Here is a 22,784-nt window from a genome sequence, read left to right as displayed (position 1 = left end):
AGGGAAACATGATCCGGAATTCACCAAAAAGACGAACGCCCGAGGAGATCCGCGCGGGCAATCTGCGACTCGGCCTGATTCTGCTGGCCATCGTCGCCGCCTTTTTTGCGAGTGCCATCGTCAAGCAGGTGTATTTCGTGACGTACTGAGCGGCGGGCATTGCGCTGTTCCGTGTCGCGGGAGGACCGTTCGAGGAAGCCAGATGTCGACGCAAGGGGCAAGCGACCGCACACTCAACCGCTCGATGCTCATCAAGCTCGTTGTCGTGGCGTTCATGATGTTCGGCTTCGGTTTTGCGCTCGTGCCGATGTACCGCGCGATCTGCCAGGTCACCGGCATCAACAACCTGGTGCAGCGCGATACGACGGAACGCGAGGCGCGCAACACGCAGGTGGACATGAGCCGCACGGTGTCGGTGGAGTTCGACGCGAATGCGCGCGGGCTGCTCGCCTTCAAGCCGGAGCAGACGAGCCTCGACGTGCATCCGGGCGAGGTGATGACGGTGATGTACGACTTGTCGAATCGTGAAGGGCGCACGGTGACGGCGCAGGCAATCCCGAGCTACGCGCCGAAGCAGGCGACCGAGTACTTCCACAAGATCGAGTGCTTCTGCTTCACGCAGCAGACGCTGCAGGCGGGCGACGCGCGGCGCATGCCGGTGGTGTTCGTGATCGACCCGAAGCTGCCGAAGGACGTGAACACGATCACGCTGTCGTACACGTTCTTCGAGTTGAACAAGCCAGCCGCGGAGCGCGCCGGCGGCGGAACGTGAGGGACCATGAACGGCGAAGGCGATGGGGCGAAGAGGAAGGGCGGGGTGCTGCAGCTTTTCAAGGCAGTGGCATGGTCCTTTATGGGTATTCGCAAGCGCGCGGATCTCGAGGCGGATGCCGCGCAGCTGAACCCGATTGCGCTGATTGCGGCGGCGCTCATCGGCGCGGCGCTGTTCATCGGCGTGCTGTTGCTGATCGTGCATGCCGTGGTGGGATGACGTATGCGGGTGTTCGGCGCGACTTGCGTTCGGCAGGGCGCCAGGAATCGGGCCAGAAATCGGGTCAAGAATCGGGTCAAGAATCGGTAAGGAAGGCAGAGAGCCGGAATCTTTCCGGAGCAACTGGAAACTGGAGAATCAGGCATGAGCGGCCAAAACGATAGTCCGTACTACTTCATTCCCCATCCGTCGCGGCATCCCATCAGCGCGGCCGTCGGTCTTGTCGTCATGCTCGGATCGCTGGCGTCGTGGATCAACGGCGAGTCCTGGGGGCCGATCGGCGTGCTGGCCGGCCTGCTGTGGCTGCTCTTCACGCTCTGGCACTGGTTCGGCGACGCGATCTCCGAATCCGAAGGCGGCATGTACGGCAAGCGCGTGGACGTGTCGTACCGCTGGAGCATGAGCTGGTTCATCTTCTCCGAGGTGATGTTCTTCGGCGCGTTCTTCGGCGCGCTGTTCTACGCCCGCGAGATCGCCATGCATCAGCTCGGCAGCCTCGACTACAAGCTGATCTGGCCGGACTTCAGCGGCGTGTGGCCGAACACGGGGCCGGCGCAGCTCGTCTCGCAGTTCGCCTCGATGAAGCCCTACCCGGTGCCGACGATCAATACCGCGCTGCTGCTCTCCTCAGGCGCGACGCTCACCGTGGCGCACCACGCGCTGCGCGACGACCATCGCAGCAAGGCCATCGCGTGGATGGCGGCGACGATTGCGCTGGGCCTGTGCTTCCTGTGCCTGCAGGCCTTCGAATATATCCATGCGTACAACGAACTGAACCTCACGCTCGCCTCGGGCGTCTACGGCTCGACGTTCTTCCTGCTCACGGGCTTTCACGGCTTTCACGTGTTCCTCGGCGGCACGATGCTCACCGTGGTGATGGTGCGGCTGATACGCGGACACTTCACGGCCGACCATCACTTCGCGTTCGAAGGCGCCGCCTGGTACTGGCACTTCGTCGACGTGGTGTGGCTGGGTCTCTATGTTGTCGTGTACTGGCTTTGAGTTGCGACGCAACAAGCAGGAAGGCTGAATAACCGGGCGCCGCCGCCGACTCTGTCGGCGCGGCGCTTTCTTTTTGGTGCGCGGAGCGGCGTTATCGTCCGTATGGAATGCCGGTGGACTGGATCCACCCCATCCAATGCGCGAACAGGATGAAGAGAAAAAGCGAGATGGAGAGTCCCACGCGCGTTGCGAGCGACCAGACCATCCGCTTCGTGCGGCCGCGGTCGTGCATCATGAAGTAAAGCGCAGAAAACAGGCTCGCGATGATCAACGCGAACGCAATGGGAACGAGAATGTGCATGAAGTTCACGGAATCGGGCATGTCTGAAATCGCCTGTCTCATTATCGCACCGGTTGTGGCGGCAGGTGCGGGTGTGGGTGTGGGTGTGTGGGGACCGCTCGCCCTGGATGGCGATGTCGGCTGCATCGGGCGTGCCCGATGAAGTTCCGTCTCGTGCCTACGCTGCTGATCCTGCTCGTGATGGCGGTGACGATCCGCCTTGGCTTCTGGCAGCGCGATCGCGCCCATCAGAAGGAGGCGCTGCAGGCGCAGATCGAACGCTATGAGTCGGCGCCGCCGCAGACGGTGGGCGCGGCGCCGTTGCCGCTCGGGGCCATCGATTTCCATCGAGTGCGGGCCACCGGCACCTTCATGCCCAATCTTGTCGTTTATCTCGACAACCGGCCGTATGACGACCAGCCGGGCTTCTACGTCGTGATGCCGCTCAAGCTGCAAGGCGGCGGCTACGTACTGGTGAATCGCGGCTGGCTGCCGCGCAACATGGCCGATCGCACCACGATCGCACCCTACGACACGCCTGCCGGGCCAGTCACGGTGGAAGGCATTGCGCGCGCGGACGCCTCGCGCGCATTCGAACTGGGTGCCGGCGGCTCTGCACCGCATCAGAAGATACGGCAGAATCTCGGCGTCGCGTCCTACGCGGCGGAAACCGGGCTGCCGCTGCAGCCGTTCGTGATCCAGCAGTCCGGCTTCGCGCCGGCGGCCCAGGACGGCCTTGTGCGCGACTGGCCGGCGCCGACCACGGGCGTCGAGCGCAACTACGGCTACATGTTCCAGTGGTGGGGCATGGCTGCCGCAGCCCTCGGATTCGGCCTGTATGCGGCCCGCCGGGCTGCGACAAAAGAGCGCAGTCAGGCGGGCCCAGATCGAGCCCCGAAGGACGCCTGATGATGTGCCGCTGCGCAAGAGCGGTTCGCGCGTTCGCGACATCCGCGCTGCCTCGAGCGGCGCGCCAACCAGAGAAAGAGGTTCGAGCCGTGTCGACGCAAACTTCCCGCACACCGCCAGGCGGCCATGACGCCGGGCAGCGCCGGATGTCCGCGCCCGCCGGCGGCCGCCCGAGCGGCTCGTGGCGACGCGGGCGCTGGATGCTGCTCCTGATGATGGTCGTTTGCGCGGCGCCCATCGTGGTCTCGTACTTCATGTATTACGTCGTCAAGCCGAGGGGCGGCACGACCAACTATGGCGCCTTGATCGAGCCGCAGCGCCCGATTCCCGGGAGCCTCGTGGTCACCGGCGCGGACGGCCGCGCCGTGCCGCTCGCGACGCTGCGCGGGCGCTGGCTGATGATTTCCGTGGACGGCGGCGCGTGCGGCGAGCCTTGCGTGACGAAGCTCTACTTCATGCGTCAGATACGCGCGACGCAGGGCGAGGAGCGCGAGCGCGTCGTGACGGTCTGGCTGCGCACGGACGACGCGCCCGTCGCCGACGTCCTCAAGACGGCCTATCCGGACACGCGCATGCTGCGCGCCGACCCGGCCGCGCTCGCGCAATGGCTGCCGGCCACCGACACGACGAAGGACACCGACCACATCTATCTCGTCGATCCGAACGGCAACCTGATGATGCGTTTTCCGGCGCACCCGGATCCGTCGAAGGTCAAGAGCGACATTACGAAGCTGCTCAAATGGTCGCGGATCGGGTAAGGTGCGGCGCACGAATCCATTGGTGAAAAGGTAGGACATGTTCGTACTGGAACTCGGCCTGATCGGCTTGTGCATCGCGCTTCTCCCGCTCTCATGGGTGTGGGTGAAGGCCGACGACGGCAAGTTCCGCAAGCTCGTCTGGGTCACGACATTCTTGACGCTCGACCTCGTGATGTTCGGCGGCTTCACGCGCCTCACCGATTCGGGTCTCGGCTGCCCGGACTGGCCGGGCTGCTACGGCACGTCCTCGCCGTTCATCGCGCACGCGCAGATCGCGGCCGCGCATGCGCTGATGCCCACCGGCCCGGTCAGCATGAGCAAGGCCTGGATCGAGATGATCCACCGCTACTTCGCGATGGCGATCGGCGTGCTGATCATCGCGCAAACGGTCATCGCCTGGCGCGCGCGCATCAAGCGCCTGCCGTTGCACGTCTCGCCCTGGTGGCCCAGCGCGTTGCTCGGGCTGATCGTCGTGCAGGGCATCTTCGGCGCATGGACCGTGACGATGAAGCTGCAGCCGATCATCGTCACGACGCACCTGATGCTGGGTCTCACGCTGCTCGGCACGCTCGGCTGGCTCGCGGCGCGCATCACGCCGCTGCCCGCGCACGAGCCCGAAGCGGGGCGCTGGCGCGCGGCGGCGCTCGCGGCGCTCGCCCTGCTCGTCGCGCAGATCGCGCTGGGCGGCTGGGTCAGCACGAATTACGCGGTGCTTGCCTGCACGGACTTCCCCACCTGCAACGGCGCCTGGATTCCTCCGATGGACTTCCATCACGGCTTCCACCTGTGGCGCGCGCTCGGCATGGACGGCAATGGCGACGTCATCACCCAGGATGCGCTCGTCGCGATCCACTGGACCCACCGCACGTTTGCGCTCGTGGTGATCGCATATCTGGTATGGTTCGCCCTCAGATTGCGGCGCTTTGAATCGCTGCGGCGTCCCGCAAATGGGGTTCTGATCGTCGTGGCGATCCAGTTCCTCACCGGTCTCTCGAACATCGTGCTGCAATGGCCGCTGGCTATTGCGGTGGCCCATAACGGCGGCGCGGCGATCCTGTTGCTGCTGGTCGTCATGCTAAACTTTCGAATTGCTTATAGCCGCCCCGGCCGCGCCGTTGTAGCTGCGCGCGACGCCGCGCCGGCGTGATCCCTCGCCATGGAAAGTACAACCCTCTCCCATCCCCCGGGCAGCCGGATTTCCCAATACGCCGCCCTCACGAAGCCGCGCGTCACCCAGCTGGCGGTGTTTTGCGCGGTGATCGGCATGTTCCTCGCCGTGCCGGGCATGGTGCCCTGGAAGGTGCTGGTCGGCGGCACCGTCGGCATCTGGCTCACGGCCGGCGCCGCCTTTGCGATCAATTGCCTTGTCGAGCAGAAAGTGGACGCCATGATGCGCCGCACGGCCTGGCGCCCTTCGGCACGCGGCGAGATCACGAGCATGCAGATCCTGCTGTTCTCGGCCGTGCTGGGCGCCGCGGGCATGTGGACGCTCTACACGTTCACGAACGCGCTTACCATGTGGCTCACCTTCGGCACGTTCATCGGCTACGCGATCATCTATACGCTGCTGCTCAAGCCCACCACGCCGCAGAACATCGTGATCGGCGGCGCCTCGGGCGCCATGCCGCCCGCGCTCGGCTGGGCGGCCGTCACGGGCCATGTGCCCGGCGACGCCTGGATCCTCGTGCTGATCATCTTCGTCTGGACGCCGCCGCACTTCTGGTCGCTCGCGCTGTATCGTCGCGAGGACTACAAGAAGGCCGGTCTGCCCATGCTGCCCAACACGCACGGCGAAGCCTACACGCGCCTGTGCATCCTGCTCTACACCGTGGTCCTGTTCGCCGTCACGCTCATGCCGTTCATCTCGGGCATGAGTGGAGCACTCTACCTCGCGGCGGCGGTGCTGCTCGGCGCGGTGTTCCTCGCTTATGCCTGGAAGATCTATCGCGAGTACTCCGACGCATTGGCGCGCAAGACCTTCCGCTACTCGATCGTCTATCTTTCGCTGCTGTTCGCGGCGCTGCTCGTCGATCACTACGTTCACGCGCTGATCGGGGCTTGATGCCCGAGCGGCAATGATCCTTGCCATGACCCGTCAAACGCTTGCGCGCATTGGGCGCGCCACGATCGTTGCGCTCGCCACGGTCTGCGCCCTCGGCGGCACCGCGCTCGTCGCAGGCTGCGGCCAGCAGGCGCCGTCGTTCACGAACCTCGACATTACCGGCAACACGCAGTTCGGCAAGGACTTCTCGCTGCCCGACACGAACGGCACGATGCGCTCGCTCGCCGACTACAAGGGCAAAGTGGTCGTGCTGTTCTTCGGCTACACGCACTGTCCGGACGTTTGCCCGACCACGCTGGCGGAACTCTCGCAGGCGCTCCAGCAACTCGGGCCCGATGCGGCGAAGCGTGTCCAGGTGCTCTTCGTCACCGTCGACCCGGAGCGCGATACGTCGCCCATCCTGAGTCAGTACGTGAATGCGTTCAACCCGACGTTCGTGGGGCTGCGCCCCGCCGACGATGCCGAACTCAAGCAGGTCACGAAGGACTTCCGCGTCTATTACGCGAAGGTGCCGGGCACCACGCCCGGCAGCTATACGATGGACCACACCGCCGCGAGCTATGTGTTCGACCCGACCGGCAAGCTGCGCCTCTTCGCCCGCGACGGGCAGGGCGTGACGCCCTGGATTCACGATCTGAAGCTGCTGCTTGGCTGAACACTCAGTTGAACCGATCGAACGCGGCGGCATACCGGTATGCGATTTCATTATTTCGCGTAACCGCCGCTCTGTGAGAGCATTCCATCCCTCCGGCAACGGCACATAATGCCGTGCGAGCCGGCGATATCGAAATAACAGGCAGGAACATCACCTCCATGCAGCGCAGAAATCTTGTTAAGGCTCTCCTCGCCGGCTTTGCCGCCACCACGCTTCTCGCCAGCTTCGGCGCCCGCGCCGACGACCAGGTCATCAAGGTCGGTACTGTCTCGGGTCCGGACGCCGAAGTCTGGACCGTCGTCCAGAAGGTCGCGAAGCGCGAAGGCCTGAACGTCAAGGTCATCGAGTTCAACGACTATGTGCAGCCTAACGCGGCGCTCGACTCGGGCGATCTCGACGCCAACAGCTTCCAGACCGGGCCGTACCTCGACAGCCAGATCAAGCAGCGCGGCTACAAGCTCGTGAGCGCGGGTCTCACGTACATCTCGCCGATCGGCGTGTACTCGAAGAAGCTCAAGTCGCTGAACGACTTGCCGGCCGGTGCCAAGGTCGCGGTGCCGAACGATCCGTCGAACGAAAACCGTGCGCTGCTGCTCCTCCAGAGCAAGGGCGTGATCAAGCTGCGTGCCGGCGCGGGTACGAACGGTAATAATGCGACGCCGCTCGACGTGGCCGAGAATCCGAAGAAGGTGAAGATCGTCGAACTGGACGCCGCACAGCTTCCGCGCGCGCTCGGCGACGTGGACGCCGCCGTCATCAACACGAACTACGCGCTGGCAGCGGGCCTGCAGCCCACCAAGGACGCGATCGCGCTGGAAGACATTCACAGCCCCTACGCGAACCTGATCGCCGTGCGTGTCCAGGACAAGGACAAGCCCTGGGTGAAGAAGCTGGTGGCGGCCTATCAGTCGGAAGACGTGCGCCAGTTCATCAAGACCCAGTTCAAGGGCGCGATGGTGCCGTCGTTCTGATCGGTGCATCGGCATGCGGCTTATAGCCGCATGCCGGCTCGCAAAAGCAAAAGCCGCAGCCGTTGTGCCGCGGCTTTTGCTTTTGCGCAGCCAACACGGCCACTTTCCTGCGATACCTGAGTTGCAACATGTCGTTCTTTAACGTTGCTCAAGATCGCATGCACGGCAGCGTGCTAGATTGGCTCACCTTTTATTTATACGCAAGTAGCGTATAATTTTCTGTGAGCCGATGAGAGCCCTATTCGTTGAACTTTCCTTATTCCGCGAGCGTCGCCCAGATTACCTTGACGACGATGAATATCGTGAACTCCAGCAGGAGTTAATGAGCAATCCAGAAAAGGGCGATGTCATCAGGCACACAGGTGGTTTGCGCAAGGTGCGTAGCAAGGACTCCCGGCGGCAGAAAGGGAAGCGTGGCGGGCTTCGGGTGATCTACTACCATTGGGGCGAAGGCGCACAGTTCTGGATGTTCTTCATATACAACAAGGATGAGATGGACGATCTCTCCCATGATGAAGCGAAGGCGCTTGGTGCCATGCTGAGAGCCGAGATTGAAGAGAGGGCTGGCAAATGAGGAAAGGTCGCCTTTTTGATGCGCTCAAGCAGGGGTTCGACGATCTCGCGGCGGAGCGCAAAGGCAAGCTGACGTTGCGAACCGTTGCACTGGAAACACCGGACCCCGTCGACGTGACTGCGGAAGAAATCCGGACTGTCCGTGAATCGGCCAATGTGTCGCAGGCGGTCATGGCGCGCCGTCTGCGCGTCAACGTCCGTACCTGGCAAAACTGGGAGCAAGGCAAAGCGAGGCCGAACGCACAGGCTGCGGTGCTAATCAAACTCGTGGAGAAGCATCCGCAGACCCTGGATCTGCTTGCCGCGCTTTGATCAGATCAAACGCCTTGCACTAGCGAAAGCCCTCGGCGGAAGAGTCAAGCCTCCTGGGTGCTCAGCCCCACGTCATGCTGCGCACCGCGACGCCGTATCGTGAAGGCTGCGCGTCCAGCGTTCGGTGAGCGGGCCGGTGCCGCTATCCCCGGCAGGCACTAGCGAGAATCCGGCGCGCCCGGCCATGCGGCGCGCTTCGGGCAGATCGGGCGCCAGTTCGATATCGAGCGTTGCGTAGCCCGTGCGTCGTGCAAAGCCCACGCACTCGTCGAGCAACCGCGAGCCGATCCCCAGCCCGCGCATATGGTGCTCCACGAACAGCATCCGCACGCACGCGCGATGCTCGCCCGCGGCCACCACCAGGGCTCCGCCCACCGCATGGCCCTCCTGCTCGGCGATCCACGCGGTTTCGCGTACCGGGTCGTGTTTCATCGCGAAGGCGCCGATCGTATGGGCGGCGATCGCTTCGAACTGCACGCCCCAGTATTCTTCCCTCGCAAAGACCTGGGCAAGCCGGTGGACGATCCAGCCGAAGTCTCCCGGACGCGGTTCCCGCAGCGTGACGATACCTTGGGCTGTGGGGCCTCCAAGCAACCCCTGGACCATTCGAAGCGCCCGGATCAACTGTTCCTGTTCGGCCGGCGCGAGTCTCGCGAGCGCCGTCGCAATGCCGGCAATCGCAGCGGCATCGAGCGATGCGTATTCGGCTCGTCCCGCTTCGGTGAGGTTCAGCAGCGACTGGCGCGCGTCGGTTTCGCTCGGGCGCCGCGAGATCAGTTCGCGCTGCTCGAACCCGGCGAGGATCCGGCTCAGATAGCCGGTGTCTAGCGCGAGGTTGCGGGCGAGGCTCGCCGCCGTGTCGGCTTTGCCGCTGGCCAGCTCGTGGAGTACGCGCATTTCGGTGAGCGAATAGGCGCTTCGCGGCAGACGTTCGTGTTCAGCGTTCAGGTATTTCGCGTAGAAGCGATTGAACTGCAACACGGCCTCGGCGTGCCGCATGGCATCGGATTCGGTCGACAAGTCGCCCCCTTGCGATGTGGCTGATTGTTACCAAACAAGACTATAGGGGAACTCTATGGCGTGTGTTAGCACTATTTGGGATTTTCCGGTTTGGTTATGGAGTGGTATCACTTTGGTCTGGTTTATAGTCAGTCGGGCTATGGCTTTGGTCCTATTCCGAGATGTGATTGGGAGCGTCCAGGGTAAATCCCGATGTGGCAAGCCATCATAAATCTACTGAAGTGGAAGCCGTAACTCACTGATAATTAAGGAGTTTGATGCCGGCTAGCGGATTGTCGCCATTCTGTTGACTGGTATCATTGTGGTTATATAATGGGCTCGCTTTCGAAGCAGTCCAGCGCAGATGGCGCCTGGACGCCCCACGATCCCAGAACCCAGGCACAAGTCCCATGGAAACCCGTTGGTCTGCCCTGATGCCCGATGCGCGCAACGTGACGCCGCTCTATCTGCAGCTGGCGCGCAACCTTGCCACGGCTATCCATTGCGGCGTGTGGTCGGCCGGCGAGGCGCTGCCTTCGGAGCGCACGCTGTCGGACGCCATCGGCGTCTCGCGCATCACGGCGCGCAAGGCGATCGAACTGCTCGTGGAGCAGGGGTTGATCCGTCGTGCGCGCGGGGCAGGCAGCTTCATTACGCCGCGAGTCGAAGATCCGCTTTCGCGCCTCACCGGCTTCACGAAGAAGATGCAGCAGCGCGGTTTTACGCCGGACTCGGTCTGGCTTGCGCGCGAAGTGAGACCGGCGCACCGTGAGGAGATCGTGCAGCTTGGTCTCTCGCCGGGCGCCTCGGTCACGAGCCTGCGGCGCTTGCGCCGCGCGGACGGCATCGTGATGGCCGTGGAGCATTCGGCGCTGCCGGTATCGATCGTGCCCGACCCCGAGGCCATCGACGCTTCGCTCTACGCCTATCTCGAAGCGCGCGGCATGCCGGTAGTGCGCGCCCTGCAGCATTTCCGCGCGGTCAACGCGACCGGGGAGATCGCGGCGCTGATGGGCGTGGAGCCGCGCGCGGCGCTGCTCGTCATCACGCGCGTGGGTTTTTCCGCCGACCAGCACGCCATCGAACTGACCGATACCTACTGCCGCGACGGTTATTACGACTTCGTCGCCGAACTGCGCCAGTGAGGTGAACATGGCGCCACTGAACGAATCACACAGGCACGACCCCGACATGACGCCCCGCGCCTCGTCGCAACTCACCGGAAAACATTCATGCTGAGCGGAAACATACTCACTCCTGAAGGTTGGATCCTGGGCATGCTGTCGTTCGAGAACGGGCGCATCGCATCGATCTCGGGCAAGCCCGCCGATCCGGCGACGAACGACGCCCCCTACATCCTGCCGGGCTTCATCGACCTGCACGTGCACGGCGGCGGCGGCGCCGACGTGATGGAGGCGGGCGACGCCATCGAAACCATCACGCGCACGCACGCGCGCTTCGGCACGACGAGCCTGCTCGCCACCACGATGACCGCGCCGCGCGACGAGCTGATGAGCGTCGTGGCGGGGCTTGGCGACGTGGCGCGCATGCGCACGCCGGGCGGCTCGCGCGTGCTGGGCGTGCATCTGGAAGGTCCGTACATCAATCCCGGCAAGCTTGGCGCACAGCCCGACGCGGCTGTTTCGGCCGTGCTCGACGAGGTGCTCAAGTACCTCTCGATCGCGCCCATCCGCGTCGTGACCGTCGCGCCCGAAATCGCGGGCCACATCGAGATCATCGCGGAAATGGCGGCGCGCGGCGTGCGCGTGCAGCTCGGCCACTCGCTCGCGACCTACGACGACGGCGTCGCGGCACTGAAGCACGGCGCGCGCGGCTTCACGCACCTTTTCAATGCGATGTCGCCGCTGCATCACCGCAACCCCGGCCTCGTCGGCGCGGCGCTCGCGCACGCCGAGTACGCGGAGATCATTCCCGATCTGCTGCACGTGCATCCGGGCGCGATCCGTGCGGCCATGCGCGCGATTCCGCGCCTTTACGTGGTCACCGACAGCACCTCGGCAACCGGCATGCCCGACGGCGAATACCGCCTCGGCAGCCAGCACGTGACAAAGTGCCTCGGCGGCGTGCGCCTTGCCGATGGCACGCTTGCAGGCAGCACCCTGACCATGGATCAGGCGCTGCGCAACCTCGTTTCGCTCGGCTTTCCGATCGCCGACGTCTCCGCGCGCCTGTCGCGCTACGCTGCCGACTACCTCGGCATCGAGGATCGCGGCCGCCTTGCGCGCGGCGCGTGGGCCGACGTCGTCGTGTTCGATCGCGAGCTGGCCCTCACCGCGACCTATGTCGAAGGAGATTCGATTGTCGAATATGCTTAAAGAAGCGCTGGCCTCGGCCAGCGTCGTCGCCGCGCAGCTCGCGGACACCGCGCCTGTCGAGGCGCTGGCGCACCGGCTCCAGGCGGAGCCGCGCCAGGTCGCGCTCACCGTTGCACGCGGCAGCTCCGACCATGCGGCGAGCTATTTCGCCTCGCTCACGATGAGCCGCATCGGCGTGCCGGTCGCCTCGATCCCGATGTCGATCGCCACGCTTCAGCAGGCGCCTCTGCGCGTGCGGGGGCAGTTCGCTTTTGCTTTCTCCCAATCAGGCAGGAGTCCTGATCTCGTGGCCACGATGCGCGCGCTGCACGAGGCGGGAGCGCTCACGGCGGCGGCCGTCAATGTGCCCGGCTCGCCGCTCGCCGACGCCGCGGGCGTCGAGCTGCCGCTCCTCGCCGGGCCGGAGCTGAGCGTGGCCGCGACCAAGAGCTATATCGCGATGCTCTCGATGTCGGCGCAGCTGGTCGCGTTCTGGCAGCGCGACGCCGCGTTCGTGGACGCCCTGCGCGCGCTGCCCGACGCCCTTCACCGCGCGGGCTCGCTCGACTGGTCGAAGGCCGTGGACGAGCTGCGCAACGTCTCGCAGATGATCGTGATCGGCCGCGGCCCGGGCCTCGCCATCGCCCAGGAAGCGGCGCTCAAGCTCAAGGAAACCTCGGGCATCCAGGCCGAGGCGTTCTCGAGCGCCGAGGTGCGTCACGGCCCGATGGAGCTGATCGACCGCGATTACCCGCTGCTCGTGTTCGCCCCGCGCGGGCCGGAGCAGGCTGGTCTCGTCGAGTTCGCACGCGACATGACGAAGCGCGGCGCGCGCGTGCTGCTCGCCGCGCCCGCGGATGTGCCGGAGGCCACGCTGCCGCTCGTGACGACCGCCGACGCGGCGCTCGATCCGGTCGCCGCCATTCTTTCGTTCTACGTGATGGCGGCGGGTCTTGCCGCCGCGCGCGGCCGCAATCCCGACGAGCCGCGCTACCTGAACAAAGTCACCGAAACCCACTAGATTGGAAAGTTGATGGAACGCATCCAGGAGTCCCGCCTGATGAACCCGGATCAATCCGCCCCAGGCGACATCTCGCTTGTCGCGCCGCTTACCGGCCCGGTCGTGCCGCTCGCATTGGTGCCCGATCCCGTGTTTTCGGAAGGGCTGTTCGGCGACGGCATCGGCATCGACCCGTTGGTCGGCCGTCTCGTCGCGCCGTGCGACGGCGTCGTCATGCACCTTGCGCGCACCGGCCACGCCGTCACGCTGCAGACCGCCGAAGGCGCGCAGGTGCTCGTGCACATCGGCATCGACACGGTCGAGCTGAACGGCAAGGGCTTCGCGCCGAAGGTTCAGCAGGGCGCCGAGGTGCGGCGCGGCGACGTTTTGATCGAGTTTGACCTCGACGTAATTGCGTGCGAGGCGCCGAGCCTCGTTTCCGTCGTGGCGGTCGCGAATTCGGATGCGTTCGAAGTGGTGTCGCGCGCGCAGGCGGGCAAGGTCGAAGCCGGCGTGTCGCCGCTGCTTGTATTGCGCATGCGCGAGGGTGCGGAGGCCGCCGTCGCCCTGACGGCGGACCTCGTGGAGAACGAAGTGCGCAGGACCGTGACGCTCGAGCATGCGGGCGGCCTGCACGCGCGGCCCGCTGCGCGGGCGCGCGAGGCCGTGCGCGATTTCGAGGCACGTGTGGAGGTGCGGCACGGCGAACGGAAAGCGGCCATCCAGAGCGTGGTTGGCCTGCTCGCGCTGGGCGCGGGCGAGGGCGCGACGATCGAACTCGTCGGCACGGGCCGTGACGCGCAGCAGGCCGTCGATGCGGTTGCCAACGAGCTGACCCGCGAAGCGCCGGGCGAGGGCGGCGAAGCGCCCGCACGGCAGCTCTCGCCGGCACCGCGTGTCCCGGTGGCCGCGGCGCCTCAGACGGCGCCTGCCGCGGCAGGGAATGCGGCGCCCAATACGCTCGCCGGCGTGTGTGCCGCGCCCGGCGTCGCAGTCGGCACGCTGGTGCGTTGGGACGACGCTGAAATCGTGCCGCCCGAAGCGGCGAGCGGCACCCCGGCTGCCGAAAGCCGTGCGCTCGACAAGGCCATCGCCGCCGTCGACGCCGAGCTGAACCACACCGTGCGCGCCGCGTCGCAGCGCGGTGCGATCGGCGAGGCGGGCATCTTCACGATGCATCGCGTGCTGCTCGAAGACCCGACGCTCGTGGACGCCGCGCGCGACCTCGTGAGCCTTGGCAAGAGCGCGGGCTTCGCGTGGCGCGAGGCGATCCGCGCGCAGATCGCCGTGCTTGGCCAGATCGACGATCCGCTGCTGGCGGAGCGCGCCGCCGACTTGCGCGATATCGAAAAGCGCGTGCTGCGCGCGCTCGGGCTCTCGAACACGGCGGCACGCGTGCTGCCCGACGAAGCCGTGCTCGCCGCCGACGAATTCACGCCGTCCGATCTCGCCACGCTCGACCGCGCGCGCGTGACGGCGCTCGTGATGGCGCGCGGCGGCGCGACCTCGCACGCGGCGATCATCGCGCGCCAGGCGGGCATTCCGGCGCTTGTTGCAGTTGGCGACGCGCTGCACACGATCGCCGAAGGCGCACAGGTCGTCGTCAATGCGGGCGAAGGACGCCTCGCCTATGCGCCGACCGCGCTCGACGTCGAGCGTGCGCGCGCCGAGCGCCAGCGCTTGGCCGGCGTGCGCGAGGCGAACCGCCGCACGTCGCAGCAGGCGGCGGCGACGCGCGACGGCCGCGCCATCGAGATCGCGGCCAACATCGCCACGCTCGAAGACGCGAACACGGCCGTGGAGAACGGCGCCGATGCGGTGGGCCTGTTGCGCACCGAGCTCATGTTCATCCATCGTCAGGCGGCGCCGACGATCGAAGAGCATCGCCAGAGCTACCAGGCGATCGCCGAGGCGCTGGCCGGCCGCAGCGCGATCATCCGCACGCTCGACGTCGGCGCGGACAAGGAAGTCGATTACCTGACGCTGCCGCCCGAGCCGAATCCGGCGCTGGGCCTGCGCGGCATCCGCCTCGCACAGGTGCGCCCGGATCTGCTCGACGACCAGCTGCGCGCGCTCGTCGCCGTGAAGCCGGCGGGCGCCGTGCGCATCCTGCTGCCGATGGTCACCGACGTGGGCGAGCTGGTGCGCTTGCGCGAGCGTATCGAAACGTTCGCGGAGGAGGCGTGCCGCACCGAGCCGATCGAGATCGGCGTGATGATCGAGGTGCCTTCGGCTGCGCTGCTGGCCGACCAGCTCGCGCAGCACGCGGACTTCTTCTCGATCGGCACGAACGACCTCACGCAGTACACGCTCGCGATGGACCGCTGCCAGCCCGACCTTGCGGCGCAGGCGGACGGCCTGCACCCGGCCGTGCTGCGACTCGTCGCGGCGGCCGTGCAGGGCGCCGAAAAGCACGGCAAGTGGGTTGGCGTCTGCGGCGCGCTCGCCGGCGATCCGGTTGCCGTGCCGCTACTCGTCGGTCTCGGCGTGACCGAGCTGTCCGTCGACCCGGTATCGGTGCCTTCCATCAAGGCGCGCGTGCGCAATCTCGACTGGCAGCTGTGCCGCCAGCGCGCGCAGGACGCGCTCTCCCTCGAGTCGGCCCAGGCCGTGCGCGCCGTGAGCCGCTCGATCTGGCCGCTGGAATAACCCCCCGCTGAAAACACCATTAGATAAAAAACACGCCGGCGCGCGCGGTTTCACGCGCAAACCGGCGACTCTCATCACTCACTGACGTCACGAAAGAGACAGGGACTGGAGGCAGTTCAATGGATGGCAATCCGTTTCTCAAGATTCAAAGCCTCGGCCGCGCGCTGATGCTCCCGATCGCAGTGCTGCCGGTCGCCGGCCTGCTGCTGCGCTTCGGCCAGAGCGACATGCTCAATATCAAGATCATCGCCGACGCGGGCGGCGCGATCTTCGACAACCTGCCGCTCCTTTTCGCGATCGGCATCGCAGTCGGCTTCGCCAAGGACAACAACGGCGTGGCGGCCCTCGCGGGCGCACTCGGCTATCTGGTCGAGGTCGCCGTGATGAAGGACATCAACGACAAGCTCAACATGGGCGTCCTCTCCGGCGTCGTGGCGGGCATTGTCGCGGGCATGCTCTACAACCGCTTCAAGGACATCAAGCTGCCCGAGTTCCTGGCGTTCTTCGGCGGCAAACGCTTCGTGCCGATCATTACCGGGCTCGTGTGCGTGGTGCTCGGCATTGTGTTCGGCTACGGCTGGGGGCCGGTGCAGGGCGTGATCGACAGCGCGGGCCACTGGCTCACCACGGCAGGCGCGATCGGCACGTTCGTGTATGGCTTCCTGAACCGGCTGCTGCTCGTGACGGGCCTGCACCACATCCTCAACTCGCTCGTGTGGTTCGTGTTCGGCACGTTCACGCCGCCCGGCGGCGGCGCGGCCGTCACCGGCGACCTGCACCGCTTCTTTGCGGGCGATCCCACCGCGGGCAGCTTCATGGCGGGCTTTTTCCCGGTCATGATGTTCGGTCTGCCGGCGGCCTGCCTGGCAATGTTGCACGAGGCGCCGAAGGAGCGCCGCTCGATGGTCGCGGGCCTGCTGCTTTCGATGGCGCTTACCTCGTTCCTCACGGGCGTGACCGAGCCGATCGAGTTCACGTTCATGTTCCTCGCGCCGGTGCTGTACGGCATCCACGCGGTACTCACGGGCCTCTCGCTCGCGATCTGCTCGCTGCTGAACATCAAGCTCGGCTTCACGTTCTCCGCGGGCTTCATCGACTACGTGCTGAACTACGGGCTCTCGACGCACGGCTGGGAGGCCATTCCGCTCGGCGTTGCCTACGCGGTGGTCTACTACGCGCTGTTCCGCTTCTTCATCCGCCGTTTCAACCTGCCGACGCCGGGCCGCGAAGCCTCGAACGGCGACACCGCGCTCGCGTCTTCGATGTCGGGGGCCGCCGTGCCGGCGAACGCCGAAGGCACGTCGCGCGCGGCGCGCTATATCGACGCGCTCGGGGGTGCCGCGAACCTCAAGGTGGTCGATGCCTGCACGACGCGCCTGCGCCTTTCGGTGGCCGATCCGTCGAAGGTATCGGAGCCCGCGCTGAAGGTGATCGGTGCGCGCGGCGTGCTCAAGCGCGGCGGCGAGAGCGTGCAGGTGATCATCGGACCGGAAGCCGACATCATCGCCGACGAGATCCGCAGCGAGATCAAGCGCGGTGTTGGTGCGGCACCGCAGGCGCCGGCTCAGCCCGTGGTGTCCGCGCAACCCGCTTCGGCTACGGTTGCCGACGAAGGCGAACCGGGCCCGCTCGATCCGGATCCGTCGCGCTGGCTGGCGGCGCTGGGCGGCTCGGCCAACGTCGTGTCGCTCGATGTCGTGGCGGCAACGCGCCTGCGCGTGGTCGTGCGCGATGCGGCGGCGGTCGATCGCAAGAAGCTCGATGCGCTCGACGTCGTGTGGGTGTCGGCCGATACCATGCACATCGTGGTCGGCCGCGCCGCGCCGCGTTACGCGCAAATGCTCGCGCCGCAACCGGCGTAATGCTTGCCGTGCCGCGCTGTGGGCGCGGCGCGATCCACGCGAGCAAGAAAAATCGGCGCTGCTATCTGCAGCGCCGATTTTTTTATGCCTGTCTGCCTGCCCGCCGCTTGCGGCGGCGGCTCCGCCCTCAGTCCTTGCGGGCCGCGGCGACCGGCTTCTGCTGCTGCGAGTCGAGCCACATCACGTTGATGATGCCAAAGCTGAGCGCCGCGCCTATGCCGAGGATCCAGCTGAAATACCACATCGTTCAGACTCCTTCGAAATCGAAATTAGTAGAGCGAATTATGCTGTTCCTTGATCGCAGCGGCAGTGACCTTGCCGCGCATGACGCGGTAGGCCCAGGTCGTATAGGCCAGCACGATAGGCAGGAAGATGATCACGGCGACGAGCATGATCTCGAGCGTCGTCTTGCTGGAAGTCGAGTCCCACACCGTCAGGCTGCTGCGCGGATCGAGCGACGACGGCATGATGAACGGGAACATCGAGAAGCCCGCCGTGAGGATCACGCCGACGATCATGAGCCCGGTGGCGATGAACGCCGTTTTCTCCATGCGCGAACCCGCGAGCACGCAGGCGACGAGCCCGCCCGCAATGCCGAGCAGGGGCGCGACCGCCATCCACGGATACAGGCCGTAGTTCGTGAGCCAGAGGCCCTGGCCGGCTTCGACGCTCTTGAGCAGCGGGTTCGAGGGAGCGTCGAGCGGCGCCGGCGACGTGATCGTGTAGCCGCCGATCAGTGTCGCAACGAGCGCACCCGCCACGATGAAGAGCACGACCGCGAGAATCGAGGTGAGGCGCAGCGCCTTGCTCGCGCGTTGGGCAACCACGCCGTCGCTCTTGAGCTTGACGAAGGCGGCGCCGTGCGCGGTGAGCATCGTCAGGCTCACGAGGCCGCAGACGAGCGCGAACGGGTTGAGCAATTCCCAGAAGCTGCCGTGGTACGTCACGCGCAGGTCGGTGTCATAGGCGAAAGGCACGCCTTCGAGCAGGTTGCCGAACGCCACGCCGAACACGAGCGCGGGCACGAAACCGCCGACAAAAAGCGCCCAGTCCCAGGTGTTGCGCCACGTGGGATTGTCGCGTTTGCCGCGATAGTCGAAGCCTACCGGGCGGAAGAACAGCGCGAAGAGCACGAGCAGCATCGCGAAGTAGAAGCCCGAGAACGACGCCGCATACACCAGCGGCCACGCCGCGAACATCGCGCCGCCCGCGGTGATGAGCCAGACCTGGTTGCCTTCCCAGGTCGCGCCTACGGTGTTGATGACGATGCGGCGTTCGGCATCGGTCTTGCCGATGAAGGGCAGCAGCACGGCGGCGCCCATGTCGAAGCCGTCGGTGAGCGAGAAGCCGATCAGCAGCACGCCGATCAGCACCCACCAGATGAGCTTGAGGGTTGCGTAGTCCATGATTGTTTGTTCCTTGCTCGTCCTTGTGCGTAGCGATGGCCGGCGGCGCCGGGCTCAGGCGACGTGGCCGTTGCCGGCCGCCACGGTCGAACCCTGTTCGTGGAAGTAGCGTCCCGTATGCAGCGCGGACGGACCGAGGCGGGCGTACTTGAACATGAGCGTGATTTCGATGATGAAGAGCGCCGTGTAGAACACCACGAAGCCCGCGATGCTCAGCATCACGTCGCCGGGCGCGAGACTCGATGCGGAAAGATGCGTCGGCAGCACTTCGGCGATGGTCCATGGCTGGCGGCCGAGTTCGGCGACGACCCAGCCGAACTCGGCGGCGATCCACGGCAGCGGAATCGCCCACACGGCCCAACGCAGGAACCACGCGCGGCTCGGCTTGAGCAGCGAGCGTTGCGCGCAGAACCAGAAGGCCAGCACGAAGGTCGCGAGAAACAGAATGCCGAGACCCACCATCATGCGGAACGACCAGAATACGGGCGCAACGGGCGGAATCGCGCTTCTTGCGGCGGCCTTGATCTGCTCGGGCGTTGCGTCCACCACGTTCGGCGCGAACTGCTTCAGCAGCAGGCCGTAGCCCAGGTCGCCCTTGTGCGCGTCGAAAACGTCGCGCGTTTCGGTGTCGGCGGTGCCTTCCTTCATCTTCTGCAATGCGGCGTAGGCCAGCATGCCGTTGCGGATGCGCACTTCCGCGCGCCCGATGTGGTCCTTCAGGCCGATCACCGGTTCGTCGATCGAGCGCGTCGCGATGATGCCCATCAAGTAAGGAATCCGGATCGCATAGTCGGTTCGCTCTTCTTTTTGATTCGGCATGCCAAACAGTGTGAACGGCGCGGGCGCGGGAGCGGTGTCCCACTCGGCCTCGATGGCGGCGAGCTTGATCTGCTGCACTTCACCCGTGGTGTAGCCCGACTCGTCGCCGAGCACCAGCACGCATAGCGTCGAGGCGAGACCGAAGCCCGCGGCGATGGCGAACGAGCGCAGCGCGAAATCGACGTCGCGGCGGCGGATCAGATACCACGACGAAATGCCGAGCACGAACATCGAGGCGGTCACGTAACCCGCCGATACGGTATGCACGAACTTCACCTGCGCGACCGGGTTGAAGATCACCTGGAAGAGGCTCGTGAGCTCCATGCGCATGGTTTCGTAGTTGAACTCGGCGCCGACGGGGTTCTGCATCCAGCCGTTGGCGACGAGAATCCACAGTGCGGAGAGGTTCGAGCCGAGTGCGACGAAGAACGTCGTGATGAGGTGCTGACCCTTCGAGAGCCGGTTCCAGCCGAAGAAGAACAGCCCGACGAAGGTCGATTCGAGGAAGAACGCGGCGAGCCCTTCCACGGCGAGCGGCACGCCGAAGATGTCGCCCACGTAGTGCGAGTAGTACGACCAGTTGGTGCCGAACTGGAACTCCATGGTGAGGCCGGTGGTGACGCCCATCACGAAGTTGATGGCGAACAGCTTGCCCCAGAACTGCGTCATGTCCTTGTAGATCGGCTTGCCGGTCATCACGTAGACCGACTCCATGATGACGAGGAGCCACGAGAGGCCCAGCGTGAGCGGAACGAACAGGAAGTGATAGAGCGCTGTGATGGCGAACTGCAGCCGCGAGAGGTCGACGGTTTCGCTAATGGGCATTTTGGTCCCCCTGGGTATCGCTTCGATGGCCTTGATAGCCTTGATGCGGGTTCATCGCGGATGGCACGGACACCGAAAGAATGGCGCGTGCGACTTCCGCCGGCGGCATGTTCATGTTTTCGGCCTGCGGGTGGTTGAAGAATGCGTACTTGAGCGCCATCAGCAAGACGAGCTTGAAGGCGAGGACGAAGGCGATGTCGCGGGAGAAGGTTGGCCCGCGCGCCCAGCGCAGGAAGCGCGACCGCAGTGCGGACGGCGGCCGGGAAGGGGGATCGGATGTCGAGATCATGATGGATCGATGACTGCAGATTCTTCCAATGCTTCGTTATCCCGACCGGATGGCTTGGGTCACCCGGCGCTTCGGCACAACTGATGGACAAGAATTTTAAGATTGCGAGTCACGGGCATGCGACAGTCCGTGCGCGACATCCTGTCGCGAACGCATGCCATCCTGGTCAGTATCGCGATTTGATTTGCTCTAAGTCAACAAAGTGGGGGCAAATTAAAATGCGTTCCGCATCAGGGTCGGCATTTATATTAAGGAAAAATCTGTTGATATGAATTGAAGGCGGCTGCGGCGGTGACATCAGGCAAAGAAAAAGCCCCGCCTCCAGAGAGGACGGGGCTTGCGCATGCTAGCGAGCCGGGAGGCTCGGCGGGGGCGATTAGCTGTAGTCGGCGAGTGCCGTGCGCATCTTCTTCATCGCGCTCGCTTCGATCTGACGGATACGCTCGGCCGAGACGCCGAACTCGTCGGCCAGCTCATGCAGGGTCGAGCCGCCCGAGCCGTCGTCGGCCACATTCAGCCAGCGCGCTTCGATGATGCGGCGGCTGCGGGCGTCGAGTGCCTCTAGCGCGCTCGCGATACCGTCAGACTGCAGACGGTCGCGCTGACGCGAGGCCAGCACCGCGGTCGGTTCGCTGTGCGAATCGGCGAGCCAGGCGATGGGGGCGAACGACTCCTCGCCGTCCTCGGTCTGGCCTTCGAGCGCGATGTCGGCGCCGGACAGACGCGTCTCCATCTCCACGACTTCCTCGCGCTTCACGTTCAGTTCCTGTGCGAGGCCTTCGATTTCCTCGGGCGTGAACGACTGCAGGCCCTGCTTGTGGCTGCGCAGGTTGAAGAACAGCTTGCGCTGCGCCTTGGTCGTGGCGACCTTCACCATGCGCCAGTTGCGCAGGATGTATTCGTGGATCTCGGCCTTGATCCAGTGCATCGCATACGAAACGAGCCGGACGTTCTGCTCCGGGTCGAAGCGCTTCACGGCCTTCATCAGGCCGATGTTGCCTTCCTGGATCAGGTCGGCATGCGGCAGGCCGTAGCCCAGGTAGTTACGGGCGATCGAAACCACGAGGCGCAGGTGCGAGAGCACGAGGCGACGAGCGGATTCGAGATTGTTCTGTTCGCGAAACTCGGTCGCGAACTGGCGCTCCTCTTGCGGCGTCAACATGGGGATCCGGTTGACGGCCTGAATGTAGGCGTCGATATTGCCCAGCTGGCCGGGCAGCATCGATTGATTCGCGAGCGCCAGCACGCCTGCCCCCGCCGCCTTGGCCGGCGTCGGGCTCAGCGTACCAGGAAGGGTCATTGCCATTGCGTTGCTCACGTAGTGAACTCCTCTAGATCTTGCAAAAGTCGGACTGCGACTCCACGGTGGATGTTAGCACTCTGCTCCACCGAGTGCTAATACTTGGAGTCCGTAGGGACTTCAAGGTTCCATCGCTGCTATCGAAACATTTGTTTCGATAGATTTCGCTGGAAGCCAGGCTGGACGGGGCTGACAGCGGATGGCGAAGTGTCGCGCCGAAGAATGGCGAGTAAACCCTCTAGATGCGGCAATCAGACGCGTCGGGGCGCGCCGTTTTTGATCGCAAGTTTCCACGCGACCAAACCTGGTATAAATTTCAGCGAGACGCGTGCGGTACATCTTCTGCGCCGGTCCTTGCCAACATTGGGGCGGGCGCGCAAGGGGGCAAGGGTCATGGCGGCGAAAGTGATCGATGCGATTCGCGGGCTGGAGCGCGAACGGTTTCGTGCAATGGTGGAGGGCGACGGACCGTCGCTGAACGCCCTGCTGTCGGACAACGTGATCTTCGTCCATACGAACGGCAAACGCGAAACCAAACAGCAGTTCATCGACGCCATCACGGCCGGGCGCCGCCGCTACCGCCAGATCGAGATTCAGTCGCAGGATGTGCTGCCGGTTGGACGCGAGGCCTGCGTGGTGTCCGGGCGCGCGCTGATCGAGATGGAAGCCAATAATGGCGCGCTGCTGTTTCCCATTGCCTACACGGCCATCCAGACGCAGGAGGATGGCCGCTGGCGTTTGCTCGCATGGCAGGCGACGCGTTGTGCGCTCGAATAAGACCGGTTGGTCCCTTCTTCCGGCGCGTCT

The 22,784-nt window shown here is 65.2% G+C and carries 25 protein-coding genes; 18 read left to right on the top strand and 7 right to left on the bottom strand.

Features of this window, described 5'->3' with window-relative positions:
- The first annotated feature begins 8 nt into the window (after positions 1–8).
- The 4 genes from BAC01S_RS35130 (at position 9) to BAC01S_RS17565 (ending at position 1,993) form a co-directional block, all read left to right on the top strand.
- Complete coding sequence (locus BAC01S_RS35130) at positions 9–149, top strand: cytochrome oxidase small assembly protein (protein ID WP_027795962.1); 141 nt, start codon at positions 9–11, stop codon at positions 147–149.
- Positions 150–202: 53 nt separating this feature from the next.
- A complete protein-coding gene (locus tag BAC01S_RS31625; protein WP_043202601.1) occupies positions 203–772 on the top strand; it encodes a cytochrome c oxidase assembly protein in 570 nt (189 codons plus the stop codon).
- A 6-nt stretch (positions 773–778) separates the two neighbouring features.
- Positions 779–991: a DUF2970 domain-containing protein gene (locus BAC01S_RS17570; RefSeq protein WP_043202600.1), complete on the top strand. Its 213-nt coding sequence runs from the start codon at positions 779–781 to the stop codon at positions 989–991.
- A gap of 144 nt (positions 992–1,135) precedes the next feature.
- Positions 1,136–1,993, top strand: a complete 858-nt coding sequence (locus BAC01S_RS17565) for a cytochrome c oxidase subunit 3 (RefSeq protein WP_027795960.1) — start codon at positions 1,136–1,138, stop codon at positions 1,991–1,993.
- 91 nt (positions 1,994–2,084) lie between these two features.
- On the opposite strand, the gene BAC01S_RS17560 is transcribed toward BAC01S_RS17565, so the two are convergent.
- Entirely contained in the window at positions 2,085–2,294 is a 210-nt protein-coding gene (locus tag BAC01S_RS17560) for a twin transmembrane helix small protein (RefSeq protein WP_027795959.1), read from the bottom strand.
- A 138-nt stretch (positions 2,295–2,432) separates the two neighbouring features.
- Between BAC01S_RS17560 and BAC01S_RS31620 the strand changes: the two genes are divergently transcribed.
- From BAC01S_RS31620 to BAC01S_RS17520, 8 genes are all read left to right on the top strand, one after another.
- Positions 2,433–3,182, top strand: coding sequence for an SURF1 family protein (locus BAC01S_RS31620; protein WP_043202599.1), 750 nt, complete (start codon positions 2,433–2,435; stop codon positions 3,180–3,182).
- A gap of 146 nt (positions 3,183–3,328) precedes the next feature.
- Positions 3,329–3,940 carry an SCO family protein gene (locus BAC01S_RS17550; RefSeq protein WP_245616610.1) on the top strand — a complete coding sequence of 204 codons (612 nt, stop codon included), beginning with the start codon at positions 3,329–3,331 and terminating at the stop codon, positions 3,938–3,940.
- A gap of 37 nt (positions 3,941–3,977) precedes the next feature.
- Positions 3,978–5,087, top strand: coding sequence for a COX15/CtaA family protein (locus BAC01S_RS17545; RefSeq protein ID WP_027795957.1), 1,110 nt, complete (start codon positions 3,978–3,980; stop codon positions 5,085–5,087).
- A 9-nt stretch (positions 5,088–5,096) separates the two neighbouring features.
- Entirely contained in the window at positions 5,097–6,002 is a 906-nt protein-coding gene (gene cyoE, locus BAC01S_RS17540; RefSeq protein ID WP_027795956.1) for a heme o synthase, read from the top strand.
- A 25-nt stretch (positions 6,003–6,027) separates the two neighbouring features.
- Positions 6,028–6,657, top strand: a complete 630-nt coding sequence (locus BAC01S_RS17535; protein ID WP_027795955.1) for an SCO family protein — start codon at positions 6,028–6,030, stop codon at positions 6,655–6,657.
- A gap of 158 nt (positions 6,658–6,815) precedes the next feature.
- Entirely contained in the window at positions 6,816–7,628 is an 813-nt protein-coding gene (locus tag BAC01S_RS17530; protein ID WP_027795954.1) for a MetQ/NlpA family ABC transporter substrate-binding protein, read from the top strand.
- 322 nt (positions 7,629–7,950) lie between these two features.
- Positions 7,951–8,202 carry a hypothetical protein gene (locus tag BAC01S_RS17525; protein ID WP_245616609.1) on the top strand — a complete coding sequence of 84 codons (252 nt, stop codon included), beginning with the start codon at positions 7,951–7,953 and terminating at the stop codon, positions 8,200–8,202.
- Positions 8,199–8,513, top strand: a complete 315-nt coding sequence (locus BAC01S_RS17520; protein WP_027795952.1) for a helix-turn-helix domain-containing protein — start codon at positions 8,199–8,201, stop codon at positions 8,511–8,513. The genes BAC01S_RS17525 and BAC01S_RS17520 overlap by 4 nt, the downstream gene beginning before the upstream one ends.
- Before the next feature lie 72 nt (positions 8,514–8,585).
- Here the strand turns inward: BAC01S_RS17520 and BAC01S_RS31615 are convergent, their stop codons facing one another.
- Positions 8,586–9,533, bottom strand: a complete 948-nt coding sequence (locus BAC01S_RS31615; RefSeq protein ID WP_156954438.1) for a bifunctional helix-turn-helix transcriptional regulator/GNAT family N-acetyltransferase — start codon at positions 9,531–9,533, stop codon at positions 8,586–8,588.
- 389 nt (positions 9,534–9,922) lie between these two features.
- On the opposite strand from BAC01S_RS31615, the gene BAC01S_RS17510 reads away from it, so the two are divergent.
- The 5 genes from BAC01S_RS17510 to nagE all read left to right on the top strand — a co-directional run bounded on the left by BAC01S_RS17510 (position 9,923) and on the right by nagE (position 17,338).
- Positions 9,923–10,657, top strand: coding sequence for a GntR family transcriptional regulator (locus BAC01S_RS17510; RefSeq protein ID WP_027795951.1), 735 nt, complete (start codon positions 9,923–9,925; stop codon positions 10,655–10,657).
- An 87-nt stretch (positions 10,658–10,744) separates the two neighbouring features.
- Entirely contained in the window at positions 10,745–11,848 is a 1,104-nt protein-coding gene (gene nagA / locus BAC01S_RS17505) for an N-acetylglucosamine-6-phosphate deacetylase (RefSeq protein ID WP_027795950.1), read from the top strand.
- Positions 11,841–12,848 (top strand): SIS domain-containing protein, encoded by a 1,008-nt coding sequence (locus tag BAC01S_RS17500; protein WP_027795949.1) that lies wholly within the window; start codon positions 11,841–11,843, stop codon positions 12,846–12,848. The genes nagA and BAC01S_RS17500 overlap by 8 nt, the downstream gene beginning before the upstream one ends.
- A 12-nt stretch (positions 12,849–12,860) precedes the next feature.
- On the top strand, positions 12,861–15,476 hold the full coding sequence (gene ptsP, locus BAC01S_RS17495) for a phosphoenolpyruvate--protein phosphotransferase (protein WP_156954437.1): 2,616 nt from the start codon (positions 12,861–12,863) through the stop codon (positions 15,474–15,476).
- A 119-nt stretch (positions 15,477–15,595) separates the two neighbouring features.
- Complete coding sequence (gene nagE, locus BAC01S_RS17490) at positions 15,596–17,338, top strand: N-acetylglucosamine-specific PTS transporter subunit IIBC (RefSeq protein ID WP_027795947.1); 1,743 nt, start codon at positions 15,596–15,598, stop codon at positions 17,336–17,338.
- A 127-nt stretch (positions 17,339–17,465) separates the two neighbouring features.
- On the opposite strand, the gene cydX is transcribed toward nagE, so the two are convergent.
- From cydX to rpoH, 5 genes are all read right to left on the bottom strand, one after another.
- On the bottom strand, positions 17,466–17,582 hold the full coding sequence (gene cydX / locus BAC01S_RS33480) for a cytochrome bd-I oxidase subunit CydX (RefSeq protein ID WP_062859422.1): 117 nt from the start codon (positions 17,580–17,582) through the stop codon (positions 17,466–17,468).
- 25 nt (positions 17,583–17,607) lie between these two features.
- Positions 17,608–18,744, bottom strand: a complete 1,137-nt coding sequence (cydB, locus tag BAC01S_RS17480) for a cytochrome d ubiquinol oxidase subunit II (protein ID WP_027795946.1) — start codon at positions 18,742–18,744, stop codon at positions 17,608–17,610.
- A 54-nt stretch (positions 18,745–18,798) separates the two neighbouring features.
- Positions 18,799–20,388, bottom strand: a complete 1,590-nt coding sequence (locus BAC01S_RS17475) for a cytochrome ubiquinol oxidase subunit I (protein WP_027795945.1) — start codon at positions 20,386–20,388, stop codon at positions 18,799–18,801.
- Positions 20,378–20,677 carry a cytochrome oxidase putative small subunit CydP gene (gene cydP, locus BAC01S_RS31610; RefSeq protein WP_043202597.1) on the bottom strand — a complete coding sequence of 100 codons (300 nt, stop codon included), beginning with the start codon at positions 20,675–20,677 and terminating at the stop codon, positions 20,378–20,380. Before cydP ends, BAC01S_RS17475 begins: the two co-directional genes overlap by 11 nt.
- A 376-nt stretch (positions 20,678–21,053) precedes the next feature.
- Positions 21,054–21,983, bottom strand: coding sequence for an RNA polymerase sigma factor RpoH (rpoH, locus tag BAC01S_RS17465; RefSeq protein ID WP_407667939.1), 930 nt, complete (start codon positions 21,981–21,983; stop codon positions 21,054–21,056).
- A 387-nt stretch (positions 21,984–22,370) separates the two neighbouring features.
- Between rpoH and BAC01S_RS17460 the strand changes: the two genes are divergently transcribed.
- Entirely contained in the window at positions 22,371–22,754 is a 384-nt protein-coding gene (locus BAC01S_RS17460) for a nuclear transport factor 2 family protein (protein WP_027795943.1), read from the top strand.
- Positions 22,755–22,784 lie beyond the last annotated feature (30 nt).

The sequence above is a fragment of the Paraburkholderia acidipaludis NBRC 101816 genome (assembly GCF_000684975.1).
GTDB classification, from domain to species: Bacteria; Pseudomonadota; Gammaproteobacteria; order Burkholderiales; family Burkholderiaceae; genus Paraburkholderia; species Paraburkholderia acidipaludis.
This window is presented reverse-complemented; position numbering and strand designations above follow the sequence as displayed.